This is a genomic window from Variovorax sp. FG153 (assembly GCF_057809595.1).
This window is the reverse complement of the sequence record NZ_JBMDKG010000001.1, coordinates 182,012-195,843: the sequence shown is the minus strand read 5'-3', so window position 1 is coordinate 195,843 and position 13,832 is coordinate 182,012. Positions and strand designations below refer to the sequence as shown.

Annotated in this window: 10 protein-coding genes and 1 pseudogene; 7 read left to right on the top strand and 4 right to left on the bottom strand. The window is 70.5% G+C overall.

Annotated features, from left to right (window positions below; all coding sequences use genetic code 11):
- Positions 1-70: 70 nt before the first annotated feature.
- On the top strand, positions 71-1,549 hold the full coding sequence (locus ACODT0_RS00885) for an amidase (protein WP_479669581.1): 1,479 nt from the start codon (positions 71-73) through the stop codon (positions 1,547-1,549).
- A gap of 9 nt (positions 1,550-1,558) precedes the next feature.
- Here the strand turns inward: ACODT0_RS00885 and ACODT0_RS00880 are convergent.
- A pseudogene (locus ACODT0_RS00880) lies at positions 1,559-2,229 on the bottom strand (HD domain-containing protein).
- A 272-nt stretch (positions 2,230-2,501) separates the two neighbouring features.
- Between ACODT0_RS00880 and ACODT0_RS00875 the strand changes: the two are divergent.
- From ACODT0_RS00875 to ACODT0_RS00860, 4 genes are all read left to right on the top strand, one after another.
- Positions 2,502-3,119 carry an amino acid synthesis family protein gene (locus ACODT0_RS00875; protein WP_479669582.1) on the top strand — a complete coding sequence of 206 codons (618 nt, stop codon included), beginning with the start codon at positions 2,502-2,504 and terminating at the stop codon, positions 3,117-3,119.
- Positions 3,120-3,211: 92 nt separating this feature from the next.
- On the top strand, positions 3,212-4,888 hold the full coding sequence (locus tag ACODT0_RS00870; RefSeq protein ID WP_479669583.1) for an MFS transporter: 1,677 nt from the start codon (positions 3,212-3,214) through the stop codon (positions 4,886-4,888).
- Positions 4,889-4,964: 76 nt separating this feature from the next.
- The gene (locus tag ACODT0_RS00865) at positions 4,965-5,888 is read left to right on the top strand and encodes a LysR family transcriptional regulator (RefSeq protein ID WP_489040269.1); all 924 of its coding nucleotides are present in this window, start codon (positions 4,965-4,967) and stop codon (positions 5,886-5,888) included.
- Positions 5,889-5,931: 43 nt separating this feature from the next.
- On the top strand, positions 5,932-6,831 hold the full coding sequence (locus ACODT0_RS00860; protein ID WP_489040268.1) for a dihydrodipicolinate synthase family protein: 900 nt from the start codon (positions 5,932-5,934) through the stop codon (positions 6,829-6,831).
- 38 nt (positions 6,832-6,869) lie between these two features.
- Here the strand turns inward: ACODT0_RS00860 and ACODT0_RS00855 are convergent, their stop codons facing one another.
- The 3 genes from ACODT0_RS00855 to ACODT0_RS00845 all read right to left on the bottom strand — a co-directional run bounded on the left by ACODT0_RS00855 (position 6,870) and on the right by ACODT0_RS00845 (position 9,551).
- Entirely contained in the window at positions 6,870-7,550 is a 681-nt protein-coding gene (locus tag ACODT0_RS00855) for a class I SAM-dependent methyltransferase (RefSeq protein ID WP_489040267.1), read from the bottom strand.
- Between the two features lie 34 nt (positions 7,551-7,584).
- Positions 7,585-8,340 (bottom strand): SDR family oxidoreductase, encoded by a 756-nt coding sequence (locus ACODT0_RS00850; protein ID WP_489040266.1) that lies wholly within the window; start codon positions 8,338-8,340, stop codon positions 7,585-7,587.
- Positions 8,341-8,576: 236 nt separating this feature from the next.
- On the bottom strand, positions 8,577-9,551 hold the full coding sequence (locus ACODT0_RS00845; RefSeq protein WP_489040265.1) for a GlxA family transcriptional regulator: 975 nt from the start codon (positions 9,549-9,551) through the stop codon (positions 8,577-8,579).
- Positions 9,552-9,785: 234 nt separating this feature from the next.
- Here ACODT0_RS00845 and ACODT0_RS00840 point away from each other — a divergent pair, with 234 nt between their 5' ends.
- Both ACODT0_RS00840 and ACODT0_RS00835 read left to right on the top strand, forming a co-directional pair.
- Positions 9,786-12,680 carry an ATP-binding protein gene (locus tag ACODT0_RS00840; protein ID WP_489040264.1) on the top strand — a complete coding sequence of 965 codons (2,895 nt, stop codon included), beginning with the start codon at positions 9,786-9,788 and terminating at the stop codon, positions 12,678-12,680.
- Between the two features lie 177 nt (positions 12,681-12,857).
- Positions 12,858-13,805: an amidohydrolase family protein gene (locus ACODT0_RS00835; protein WP_479669589.1), complete on the top strand. Its 948-nt coding sequence runs from the start codon at positions 12,858-12,860 to the stop codon at positions 13,803-13,805.
- Positions 13,806-13,832: the final 27 nt, after the last annotated feature.

Below are 13,832 nucleotides of genomic sequence, written 5' to 3'. Positions count from 1 at the left end.
CGCGCAGGCACACCGTGTCTTGGCTAGAGTCGACCCGACCCTCTTTCTACTTTCTCGACAGGAGCGACGGATGACTTTGGCAATGAGCTGGCAGGCATGGAGCGAACAGGACGGCGTGGGGCTCGCCGCGCTGGTGCGCAGCGGGCAGGTCACGCCGGCCGAGCTCGCGGCCCAGGCCAGCGCCGCCATCGCGCTCACCAACCCCGCGCTGAGCGCGGTGGTCGAGGTCTTCGACGACGTGGTGGCCGATCCGCTGGCCGACGGCATGAACCCCGCGGGCGCGTTCGCGGGCGTGCCCTACCTGATGAAGGACCTGGGCCCGACCATGAAGGGCCGGCTGCAGGAGATGGGCTCGCTGCTGATGAAGGGGCAGCGCGCCACCGCCGACACGCACCTGACGCAGCAGATCCGCAAGGCCGGGCTCAACATCATCGGTCGCACCACCACGCCCGAGTTCGGCGTCTGCAGCTCGGCCGAGAACCCGGCCGTCTACGTCACGCGCAATCCCTGGAACCTCGACTACACCACCTGCGGCTCCTCGGCCGGCACGGGCGCGGCGGTGGCGGCAGGCGTGCTGCCGCTGTCGCACGCCACCGACGGCGGCGGCTCGATCCGCATCCCCGCGGGCGTGAACGGCAACATCGGCCTCAAGCCCTCGCGCGGCGTGTTCTCGATCGCGCCGGCGCTGTCGGACCTCACGGGCCTGGTGTCGATCCAGGGCTGCCACAGCCGCACGGTGCGCGACACCGCGGCCTTCGTCGACCACTGCCGCGGCGGCGCGCCCGGCGAGTTCATGCCCTACTGGAAGGCCGACGAGCCCTGCACGCAGCTGATCGAACGCGACCCGAAGCCGCTGCGCATCGCGATGTCGCACGAGTGGGGCGACTTCCGCGCCACGCCGCACATCGTGGCCGAGCTCGAGCGCGTGGGGCGCTTCCTCGAGGGCCTGGGCCACCACGTCGAATGGGCGCTGCCCGCGGTCGACATCCGCGCCGCCTTCGCGGCCCAGACCACCTGCTACATCAGCAACTTCGCGCAGACCATCGAGGGCTTCCTCGCGCGCTTCGGCCTCGAGCAGCCGCCGGCCGACCTGATCGAGCCGATCAACATCAAGATCTGGGAGGCCGGACGCGACATCTCCTATGCCGAGCGCTTCAGGATGCAGACGGTGTTCAACACCACCGCGCGCGGCTTCGGCGCCTTCTTCGAGGAGTGGGACATCATCCTCACCCCGATCACCGCGCTGCCCACGCCGCGCGTGGGCACCACCGAATACCTCACGCTCAGCGACAACCCCTCGGTGCTCGACTGGTTCGACAACCTCTGGCAGAACTTTGCCTACACGCCGCTGGCCAACCTCTGCGGCATCCCGGGCATCTCGCTGCCGCTGGCCTTCAACGAGCACGGCCTGCCGCTGGGCATGCAGCTGCAGGCGAAGCAGGCCAACGACGGCCTGCTGCTGCAGCTCGGCGCGCAGATCGAGCGCGCGATCGGCGGCCGCTGGAACGATGGCCGCCGGCCCGGCGTGCACGTGACGACAGCCGGCTAGAAGCCATGCTCAGTGCCGGCAGCCCGGCACGCCGCAGGCGCCGTCGTTCCACGACGAGCCGAGGATCATCCCGCAGAAGTTGAGCCGCTTGTACGTGGGGTCCTTGAGCGCCAGCACGTCGGCCTTGACGTTGCCGAAGGTGGTCTCGGGCTTGAAGCGCGTGCCCTTGGCGAAGGCGTCGATGATGCCCTCCTTGAAGTCGGCCTCGCGCGGATGCGCGCGCACCACCGCCTCGCGCTGCTCGGTCGGAAAGGCGTCGTAGGCCAGGCCCAGCACGTCCATCTCGACACCCGCGGTGACCAGCGCCACCACCGGCTTCTTGTGCTGCGGAATGCCCGGCGTGGTGTGCAGCGCGATCGCATCCCACACCTGCTCGACCTCGGGCTCGGCGATGCCGTGGCGCACGAGGAAATCGCGCGCGGCATTGGCGCCGTCAACCTCGAAGCGCTCGGTCCTGCTGCTGTAGGGCGCCACCAGGCCATGTCGTGGAACATCGCGCCGATGTAGAGCAGCTCGGGGTCGTAGGCCAGGCCGCGGCGCTCGCCGGTCAGCGCGCCGAACAGGAACACGCGCCGCGAGTGGTTGAACAGCAGCGCGGTCTCGGTGTCGCGCACCAGCTCGGTGGCCTCGCGCGCCATCTGGCTGTCGGGGATGCGGATGCCGGCAATGGATTCGTTCATGGGTTCTCCGGGATGAGGGTTGGCGAAAGTGCGAACCCAGTGTCCGGCGCGCCGGCGCTCCCTGCGCATGCCCGAGGTGGCATGGACTGCCAGATCGGGTGCGCTTCCTGCCAACGCGCTTCGGCGCCCACCGCCAGGCCAAAAAACGCAAGCCCGCTTGCGTTCTTGCAAACTGACAACAGGGCCTCGCAACCCTAATCTCCGTCCGCCACTTCAGCCCCTGCGACGCAGGGACCCGGCGATTCAGCCACATCCACAGGACGGAGACCCCCATGAGCCCATCAACGCTCGAGACCATTCGACAGATCTTCGTGTTCGAGAGGAACACGCTCGCCGAGGGCGGCCGCGCCGCTGCCGCGCCTTCGCGCCACGTGGTCGCCGCCGCGATCTTCAAGAACCCCTGCGCCGGACGCGGCGCCGCGACCGACGCCGAGCTGGCCGACCTGGCGCAGCGCTCGGTCGAGATCGGCACGCTGCTGACCGAGCGCGCGCTCTCGCACTTCGCGGGCGAGGAGAAGCCCCGCGCCTACGGCAAGGCCGCGCTGGTGGGCACGGCCGGCGAGTCGGAGCACGGCGCGGCCCTGATCCATCCGCGCCTGGGCCTGGCCATGCGCACCGGCCTGGGCGCGGGCCCCGCGCTGATTCCGGGCAATGCCAAGATGTCGACGGCCGGCGGCTCGGTCGACCTGCTGTTCGGCGGCGCCGACGATGCCTGGGACTACGACGCCATGGACGGCATCACCCTCGCGATCCCGGGCGCGCCCGGCCCCGACGAGCTCGTGCTGTTCGTCGGCTTCGGCACGGTGCGCATCAATGCGCGCGTGAAGGGCGCCAGCGCCGAGCAGGTCGCCAAGGTGGTGGCCGACATCCGGGCGCGCCGCCAGGCCTGAAGCGCCCGCCACCGGCCACGCCACGTGGCCGGCCAGGGAGGAGCCCCACCGGGCGGCCTCCTCCCTTCAGAACCACAAGATAGGAGACAAGCATGGACATCCCCGCAACCCTGACGGGTGCGACGCATCGCGCGGAAGGCAGGAAGGTCATCGTGGCCTCTTCCGTGGGCGCCGTCATCGAGTACTACGACTTCTTCCTCTACGGCTCGCTCGCGACCATCATCGCGAAGCAGTTCTTCTCGGCGCTCGACCCCTCGGCCGCCTTCATCTTCGCGCTGCTCGCCTTCGCGGCGGGTTTCATCGTGCGGCCGCTCGGCGCCGTGCTGTTCGGGCGCCTGGGCGACATGATCGGGCGCAAGTACACCTTCATGATCACGCTGCTGCTGATCGGCATCTCGACCTTCTCGGTCGGTTTCCTGCCCAACTACGCCACCATCGGCGTGGCCGCGCCGATCATCCTGATCGTGTTGCGGCTGTGCCAGGGGCTGGCGCTCGGCGGCGAGTACGGCGGTGCCGCCACCTACGTGGCCGAGCACTCGCCGCCGCACAAGCGCGGCGCCAGCACGGCATGGATCCAGACCACCGCGACGCTGGGCTTCCTGCTGTCGCTGGTCGTGATCCTCGGCGTGCGCAGCACCATGTCGCCCGAGCAGTTCGACGCCTGGGGCTGGCGCATCCCCTTCATCATCTCGCTGGGCCTGCTCGTGCTCTCGGTCTACATCCGGGTCTCGATGAAGGAGTCGCCGGTGTTCCTCAAGCTCAAGGCCGGCAACGGCATCAGCAAGGCGCCAGTGCGCGAGGCCTTCGGCGAATGGAAGAACCTGCGCATCGTGCTGATCTGCCTGTTCGGCCTGTGCGCCGGGCAATCGATCGTCTGGTACACCTCGCAGTTCTACGCGCTGTTCTTCCTCACGCAGATCCTCAAGGTGGATCCGATCTACGCGAACACGCTGTTCGCCACCTCGCTGGTGCTGAGCATGCCGCTGTTCATCTTCTTCGGCGCGCTGTCGGACCGCATCGGCCGCAAGTGGCTGATCATGATCGGCATCCTGGTGGCCGCGCTGTCCTACGGCCCGCTGTTCAAGGCGCTCGCGCACTATGCGAACCCGGCGCTGGAACGCGCCCAGCGCAGCGCCTCGATCGTGCTGACGGCCGACCCGCGCGAATGCTCGTTCCAGGGCAACCCGATCGCGCGCGACGTCGACTTCCGGACCTCCTGCGACATCGCCAAGCGCGTGCTGGCGCAGAGCGCGGCCAGCTACGAGGTCAAGGACGCGGCCGCCGGCGAGCTGGCGACCGTGACCGTCGGCGACCGGGCCATCGCCTCGGTGCAGGGACGGCTGGTCGCGAACGGCAATGCCTTCGAGCCCGCCAGCAAGGCCGAGATCGACGGCTTCCGCGCGCGGATCGGCGCCGCGCTCCAGGGTGCCGGCTATCCCGTGACCGCCGATCGCGCGGGCATCGACTCGCCGATGGTGGTGCTGATCCTGCTGGTCTTCATGGGCTTCGTGGCCATCACCTACGGGCCGCTCGCGGCGCTGCTGGTGGAGATGTTCCCCGCGCGCATCCGCTACACCTCGATGTCGCTGCCCTATCACATCGGCGCCGGCTGGTTCGGCGGGCTGCTGCCGACCATCTCGTTCGCGCTCGTGGCCGAGCACGGGAACATCTATGCCGGCCTCGCCTATCCGGTCGCGGGCGCGCTCATGACCTTCGTGATCGGCGCGATCTGGCTGCGCGACACCAGGGAGACCCGGGCCGCGGCCTGAACCGCAAGCTTGCACCGATGGCGCCCGGGCCCACGCTGGACTAATGTCCTCGCTCCTTCGTTCAGCCTTCAATGCCATGGCCACCAAGCACCTGCCCCTGGATCAACTCGGATGGGACCACCTGCGCGCATTGCTCGAAGTCGCGCGCGGCGGTGCGCTCGCGCCCGCCGCGCGCAAGCTGGGCGTCGACCAGTCGACCATCAGCCGCCGCCTCGCGCAGGTGGAGTACAGCTCGGGCGGCACGCTGTTCCGGCGCGACCGCAAGGGAATCGTCCTGACCCCGTTCGGGCGGGAAGTGTTCACGAGGGTGGAGAAGATGGAAACGGCCTTACACGAAATCCAGGGACTGACCGCCGACCGCTACGGGCAGAACGCCGGCACCGTCTCCATCGCAACGATGGAGGGCGTGGGCGCGATGCTGATCTCGCGCGCGGTCAGGAAGCTGCACGAGCGCTTCGCGGCGATCGAGATCCAGCTCGCCACCACCTCGAACTACGTGGACATCGCGCGCCGCGAGTCCGACATCTTCGTGAGCTTCTTCGAGCCGCCGCCGAAGTCGCTGCACACGCAGAAGGTGGCCGACGTGCATTTCCATCTCTATGCCAGCGCCTCCTATCTCGCGGGCCGCGAGATCGCGCGGCCCGAGGACCTGGCGCAGGACTTCTTCATCGGCTACATCGACGACCCGATCTACCTGCCCTCGGCACGCTGGCTCGAGGAGTTCGTCGATGCGCCGCGCATCGGCTTCCGCGCGACCAGCATGTTCTCGCAGCTGTTCGCGGCGCAGGAGGGCCTGGGCGTGGTGCTGCTGCCTTCCTATGCCGAGGCCGAGTCCTTCGGACTGATCCGGCTGCTGCCCGATCGCTCCGCGCGCGTGCCGCTGTTCATCAGCGTGCAGTACGACCTGCAGTACCTGCCCCACATCCGGGCCGTCTTCGACCTGCTCGCGCAGCTCATGGCAGAGAAGCTCGCGGCCCAGCAGCCGATGGCGCCGGCCTGACACCTATCGCTTTCTTTCATCCACCCTTTGCTCATTCATTTCCATGAACAAGAAAATCCTCGGCATCGTTTCCTATCCCATCACCGCCTTCGACGAGCGCAGCGGCGCCGTCGACATCGAGACCAGCCGCCGCGTGGTCGAGCGGCTGGTGCTCTCGGGCTCGCATGCCATCGCGCCGCTGGGCAGCACCGGCGAAAGCGCCTACCTGTCCGACGAGGAATGGGACGCCGTGGCCGAGGCCTCGATCGCGCAGGTCGCGAAGCGCCTGCCTGTGATCGTCGGCATCTCGGACCTCACGACCCGCAACGCGGTGCGCAAGGCCCGGTTCGCCGAAGCGGCGGGCGCCGACGCGGTCATGGTGCTGCCCGTGTCCTACTGGAAGCTCGGCGAGGCCGAGATCTTCCGCCACTACCAGAGCATCGCCGACGCGATCGGCCTGCCGGTCATGCTCTACAACAACCCCGCGACCAGCGGCGTCGACATGCAGCCCGAGCTGATCGTGCGGATCGTGCGGGACATCGCGAACGTCACCATGGTCAAGGAGAGCACGGGCGACATCCAGCGCGTGCACCGCATCCGGCAACTGTCGAACCGCGAGATCCCGTTCTTCAACGGCAGCAATCCGCTGGCGCTCGAGGCCTTCGCCGCCGGTGCCGTGGGCTGGTGCACGGCGGCGCCCAACATCATTCCGACCTGGCCCGTAGCGCTCTACGACGCCTGCCTGTCGGGCGACATGGAAGCGGCGCGCACGATCTTCTACGGGCAGCTCGAGGTGCTGCAGTTCATCCTCAAGGGCGGGCTGCCGACGACCGTGAAGGCGGGGCTGCGGCTGCGGGGGGTCGAGGCGGGGGTGCCGCGGCTGCCGCTGCAAGGGCTCGACGAGGCGTCGACCGGGCAGTTGCAGCGTTTGCTCAGGGAACTGGATTCGCGAACGATCGCCTGACAAGGTGTGAAGAAACCGTAGCGAGCGGCCGGTCGCCGTCACGCGTAGGCGACCCACCCCCTGAACGTGAACCCCACGTAGAAGAGCTGCACTCCGCTGAATCCCGCCTCGCGCAGGACCGCCTCGTCTTGCGCCGGCGACAGGATCGCCAGCTCCTTCTGCACCTTCTCGCTCGTGGCGGCCGCCTGCTTCGGGTCGGAGCCCGATGACACGAGGAAGGCCGCGTAGCGTTTCATCCAGGTTTCGCGCTGGCCCTCGCCGTCCTCCACGCTGAGGTGCGCCACCACGAAGGGCGCGCCCGGCTTCAGGCGGCGATGGATCTCGCGCGCCGTCGGCAGGCGCTGGTCGGGCGGCACGAAATGGAAGGTCAGCAGGCAGGTGGCGCCGTCGAAGGGGCCTTCGGGCGCGTCCTGCACATAGCCTTCGTGCAGGGCCACGCGCGACGTCAACGGGCCGAGCCGCCGGGCCGCGAGATCGAGCATCGGCGCGCTCGGGTCGACGCCGTCGATCCTCCAGCCGGGATGGGCGAGCGCGAGGTCCTCGAGCTCGAGACCGCCACCGGCGCCGACCACCAGCACGCGGCCTTCCGCCGGCACGCGCTCGGCCAGCAGGATGCGTGTCATCGGCAGCAGGCCGCTGTGGCCGGGCACGTTGCGCTTCGGGCCCTCCGCGTACTTGGCGACCGCGTCGGCACTGTTGAATGCACTGTGAGAGTTCATCCAACGATGATGGCATGGCGCCCCGGCGCGCGCTTCAGCAGGGGTTCAGCGACGCGAAGACGGCCTCGTAGCGGCCATCGCGCTCGGCCCAGCGACGCGCGTAATCGCGTTCGAGCATCAGTTCGCCGTGCGGATGATCGCCGCGCTCCAGCTGTCGCATCACCTCCGCCACATAGGCGCCCACGGGCATGGCGCGCGGGTCCGAGGCCTGCGCACTGCCCGTGAGTTCGGTCTGCACATAGGGCGGTGCGAGTTCGAGCACCTCGACCGGCACCGCGCGCAGCTGGTGACGCAGCGACTGCAGCCACGAGTGCAGGAAGGCCTTGGTCGCGCAGTAGACCGGGAAGTCCGCGCGCGGCACGAAGGCCAGCGCCGAGCCAGTCGCGATGAAGCTCGCATCGGGCCGGCCCTTCAACAGCGGCAGGAACGCCGCCGCCGTGCGCAGCACGCCGAGGATGTTGGTCCGCACCATCGCTTCGGCATCGGCGACGGTCCAGGCGTCGGCGCGCATGTCTTCCGCGCGCGAGATGCCGGCATTGGCGATCAGCACGTTGAGCTCGGGAAAGCGCTCGCGCACCTCCCGCGCGACGCGTGGCAGCGACGCGGGATCGTCGAGGTCGAGCCGCAGGCCGAACAGGCCGGCTCGGCCGGCCGTGACCTCGTCGAGCAGGGCCTCGCGCCTGCCGGTGACGATGACGCGGTTGCCGCGCCGGTGCAGGGCCTCGGCGAGCGCGCGGCCGATGCCGCTGGTGCCGCCCGTCACGAGGATGGTGTTGCCGCTGGTTTTCATGGGTGCTGTCTTTCGATGGGTTGGGGTCATGGAGAAAGCCATGGCAACCCTCGCAGCACGCTTCGGCGAGCAGGATGAACGAGAGGAAGAGAGAGGGCATACCGTGGCGTCTTTGCATCGAGATCTCCCTGCTGGGAACCCCTCGACAAAGGACGCGTTGGATGACGGTAACGCCTACGGCAGCGCGCCGCGAAGGCGACTGCGGGCCGGATTGTCCGCGTGCCCGCGCGTCGCCGTCAAGCCCCGGGCCGCGCGGCGCCGAAGTTCGCGCGGTACTGCTGCGGCGTGACGCCCAGGCGGCGCAGGAACACCGCGCGCATGCGGTGCGCGTCGTGGAAGCCGCAGGCGAAAGCCACGGTCTTCATCGGCGCCTGGCCGCTCTCGAGCATCACGCGCGCCGCGTCGAGCCGCGCGCTCTCCACGAATTCGGCCGGCGTGAGCTTCGCGTCGCGCGCGAAGGTGCGCGCGAAGCTGCGCTCGCTCATGTGCGCGACCCGCGCCAGCACCGCCACCGTGAGTTCGTCGCCGAGGTGCGCCATCACGTACTGCTGCACCTGCGCGACCGGCGAGGCCGGCTCGAGCCGTGGCGTGAGGAAGGGACTGAACTGCGACTGCCCGCCCGCGCGCTGCGTGAACACCACGAGCCGCCTGGCCACGTGCAGCGCCACCTCGTTGCCGTGGTGCTGCGCGAGCAGGTAGAGCGACAGGTCGATGCCGGCCGTGACGCCGGCCGAGGTGTAGAGCTTGCCGTCCTGGTTGAAGAGCCGGTTCGATTCGACGCGCGCGCTCGGGCACAGGCTGGCCAGCGCCGCCGCGTCGTTCCAGTGCGTGGTGACGGTGCGGCCATTCAGCAGGCCCGCACGCGCCAGGATGAAGGCGCCGCTGCAGATCGAACCGAAGCTCGCGGCCCGCGCGCTCGCGGCCTCGAGCCAGCGATACAGCGCCGGATCGAAATGCTGCCGCACCAGCGCCGGGCCGCCGGCCACCAGCAGCAGGTCGAAGGCATCGTCGACCTCGGCATAGTGGCGATGCGCCTGCAGCGAGAGGCCGTTCGAGCACGGCATGGTGCCGTGCTCCACGCCGATGGTCTCGAGCCGGTAGTGGTCCTCATCCGGCAGGAAGCGGTTGGCTTCCGAGAACACGTCCATCGGGCCGCTGACGTCGAGCGACTGGACGCCGGAGAAAACGAGCAGGGCGACGGTGCGGTGCATGGGCGGGAGGTCGGACGGGCGATCGGTATCGGTCCGGGATTCTGGCGCACCCCGAGATTCGTGGCTTGAAAAACGCCGTGCCTCGTTCGTCTGGAAGACTTCGAGTGCCGCGGGCGGCATGCATTCACCCCGACGGCATCGGTACATCCCACCCAGCGAGCCCCTGCCCCATGACAATCGCCCGATGCGCATCGCCCCGCCGCCTCGCAACCGACGCCCCGCGATGAACCGATGGTGAGTGCCCCGCTTCCGCCCCTGCGCTTCGGTCCCTTCGTGCTCGACGTGGCCGCCGGCCGCCTGCTGCGCGACGACGCGCCCGTCGCGCTGCAACCCAAGGTCTTCGCGCTGCTCTGCACGCTCGCGGGCCACCCCGGCCGGCTGATCGCCAAGGCCACGCTGTTGCAACAGGTCTGGCCCGCGCAGGTGGTCAGCGACGCCGTCGTGAAGACCGCGATCAACCAGCTGCGCATCGCGCTCGGCGACGATCCCTCGCAGCCGTGCTACGTCGAGACCGTGCCGCGCCGCGGCTACCGCTTCATCGCCGGCATCGAAGGCGCCACGGTGGCGCCACCCGCCTGGGTGCAGCCGGCCGGCGACCGGCTGGTCGGTCGCCAGGCCGCGCTCGATGCGCTCCATGCGGCCTGGCAGCAGACGCGCGAAGGCACGGCGCAGCTGGTGTTCGTGATCGGCGAGGCCGGCATCGGCAAGACCACGCTGATCGACCACTTCGCGCGGCACGCGGGCGCGGCGCTGGTGGCACGCGGCCAGTGCGTCGAGCAGGGCGGGCAGGATGAGCCGCACATGCCGATCCTCGAGGCGCTCAACGGCCTGTGCCGCAGCCACCCGGGCGCGGTGCCGCAAATACGGCGCATCGCGCCCACCTGGCTGGCCCAGATGCCCTGGCACGCGAGCGAGGCCGAGCGCTTCGCGCTGCGGCAGGAGATCGACGGCGTGGGTCCGGGGCGCGTGCTGCGCGAGTTCCGCGAGATGCTGGACCGGCTGGCCGAGCCCCAGCCCATCCTCCTGGTCCTCGAGGACCTGCAGTGGAGCGACCTGCCCTCGCTGCAACTGATCGAGCACCTGGCCAGCCGGCACGAACGCGCGCGCTGGATGCTGGTGGCGAGCCTGCGCCCCGCCGATGCGCAGGGCCGGCCCACCGCCGTGGCCGACCTGCATGCGCGGCTGCGGCTGCGCGGCCTGGCGCGCGGCCTCGAACTGGCGGCGTTCTCCGCGGGCGAGGTGGCCGAGTACCTCGCGGGCCGCTATGCCCGGCAGCCCCCATCGACCCACCTGGCGCAGCGGCTGCATGCGCAGACCGGCGGCCTGCCGCTGTACCTCGCGACCTGGCTCGATGCCGCCGACCGCGAGCACGCGGACACGCAAGACGGCCCGGGCGGGCCTCCGCCCGACGCCTTCGCCGAGCCGCCGGCACGACTGGCGCACGGGCTCGCGCACCTGATCGAGCGGCAGCTCGAGCTGCTCGAGTCCGAGGACCAGTCGCTGCTCGAGGCGGCCTCGGTGCTCGGCGTGGAGTTCTGGAGCCAGCCGCTGGCCTCGATGCTCGAACGCTCGCGGCTGTCGGTGCGCGCGCAGATCGACCGGCTCGCCAGGCAGGGCCAGTGGCTGGTGCCGCTCGCGGTCGAGCGGCTGGCCGACGACAGCTTCGACGCCCGCCATGCCTTTCGCCATGCGCTGCATCGCCACGTGCTCTATCAGCGCCTGGGCGCGGCGCGGCGCGCCGAACTGCACCGCCGCGCGGCGCAGGGCCTCGAGGCCATGGCACCGCTCGGCCTGCCGGTGGCGGCCGCGGAGCTGGCCGAGCACCACGAGCGCAGCCACGACGCCACCGCCGCGATCCGCCACAGCGCGGAGGCGACGCGGCTCGCGGTCGCGCGCTTCGCGCCGCAGGAAGCGGTGCGGCTCGCGCGCCGGGCGCTGGCGCTGCTCGGCCGCAGCGATGCGCTGCCGCGGCCCGAGCGCGATGCGCTCGAACTCGGGCTGCATGCCCACCAGGCCGTGGCCTTCGCGCAGTACCTGGGCTTCGCGGCGCCCGAGCGCGAGGTCTCGCTGGCTCGCGCGCTCGAGCTCTGCGAACGCCGGCCGGCGGCGGCCGCGCATGGCTGGATCCATGGCGGCCTCGGATGGATCCACATGGCGCGCGCCGACTACCGGCAGGCGCTGCGGATGGCCGAGCGCGTCGAGACCCTGGGCCGGCGCTTCGACGATCCCGCGGTGGTGGTCTGCGCCCTGAACCTGCGCGGCACCACGCTGTCGTTCCAGGGCGACTACGCGGCGGCGGCGAGCTGCATGCGCGAAGGGCTCGCGATCTGCGCGCGCGACGAGTCGCGCATCGCGGGCGCGCCGTTCCCGATCGACCCGGTGGTGTCGATGCTCGCCAATTCCGCGCTGCCGCTGGTGATGGTCGGCGAGATCGACACCGCCTTGCAGCATCTCGCGCGGGCACGCGAACGCGCCCTGCGGCTCGGCGCACCGATGGCCAGCATGCTGGCCGCCTGGGGTGCATCGACCGCGGGCGCCGCGCTCGGCGAAGCCGCGCTGGTGGCCGAGATGCTGCCCACCCTGCAGGCCGCGGCCGGTGCCGACGACATCGGCCAGGCCGAGGGCCCGGCCCTGTGGTTCGACGGCTGGATCGCCGGGCATGGAGCGCGCCGGCCCGCGCAGGTCGCGACGCAGCGCATCCGCGCGGCGCTCGAGCGGCACCGCCAGCGCGGCATGTTCGCGGGCGCGAGCCAGGTCCACCTGTATGCGGCCGAGGTGGCGCTGCGCGCCGGCCAGCTCGACGAGGCCCGCGCCGAGATCGACGCCGGGCTGCACAGCGCCGAGCAGTTCGGCGAAGCCGGCCATCTCAGCGACATCCACCGGCTCGATGCCCGCTGGCACGCCGCGCAGCACGACGATGCCGAATCGCGGCGCGCGCTCGAGCGCGCGCTGCACCACGGTGCGGCGCAGCAATCGGCCTGGGCCGCGCTCGCGGCGTGGATCGAGCTCTGCGAACGGCCCGATGCCGGCGAGGCGGAGCGCGCGGGACTGTCGCGGGCGCTCGCGCAGGTGCGCGGTGGCGAGAGCCTCGCGCGCGTGCAGCGCGCCAGGTCCCTGTTGCAGCGCTGAAGGACTTTCCCCCTCCCCCTCTGGGGGAGGGCCGGGGTGGGGGCAAGCGACGTCTCCACGGCCAATCCCTATCTCTTTCGGCAGACGCTTACCAATCGCTGACCGTCTTTCCTGCTCCCCGCGTTTAACGTGCATCTCCCCCAGGGCGAAGGCCCTCCCGCCGCACGAGGACACGCCATGCAATGGACCGATCGACAACGACTGCACCGCCTGGCGCGCGCGCTCTGCCTGCGCGCAGGCCTGCTGTGGGCCGCGGCCCTGCCGGCCTGGTCGCAGACCGCGCCGATGCCCGATGCGCGCTCCGCCGCGCCGATGATCACCTTCGCCGACGCGCATGTGCATCTCAACGACCTCGCGATGCAGCTCGCGCTGATGGACCGCTGGGGCGCCACGCATGCCGTGGTGTTCTGGGGCGGGCGCAGCAGCAACGATTCGGTGGCCGAGGCCGCGAAGCGCCATCCCGACCGGCTGATCCCCTTCGCCTCGATCTCGCCCGAGCGCAGCATCTACCGCCCGGGCTGGAGCGCCGACGATCCGGCCCTGCTCGCGCAGCTCGACGCGCTGCTGGCCACCGGTCTCTACAAGGGCATCGGCGAGATCTCGGCCGCGCACTTCCCGGCATCGGGCTTCGCGGAGACCGACTACAGCCCGACCGGCGCGACCATGACCGGCATCATGGCGCTCGCGCGCAAGTACCGGCTGCCGGTGATGGTGCACGTGGAATCCACGCGCATGGCCGAGCTGCAACAGATGCTCGAGCGCTTTCCCGACGTGCCGGTGATCTGGGCCCATGGCGGCTACACGCCGTTGTTCCTCGCGCGGCGGCTGCTCGATCGGCATCCGAACCTGCACTACGAACTCAGCGCGCGCACCTGGCCGCGCCATCCGCGCTCGCCCGACTACACCGTGCTGCGCGACGGCCAGAACGTCTGGCCCGAATGGCTCGCGCTGATCGAGGCGCAGCCCCACCGCTTCCTGATCGGCACCGACGCGAGCCACCGCTCGGCCGACGCCGAAGCCATGAAGTTCGCGAGCGTGCAGAACTTCCTGGGCCAGCTCGCCCCCGAGGCGCGGGAACTGGTGGCGCGCGGCAATCTCCTGCGGCTCGTGGGGGTGAAACCTTGAAGCGAACGGCTGCGGCCGAGGAATTCG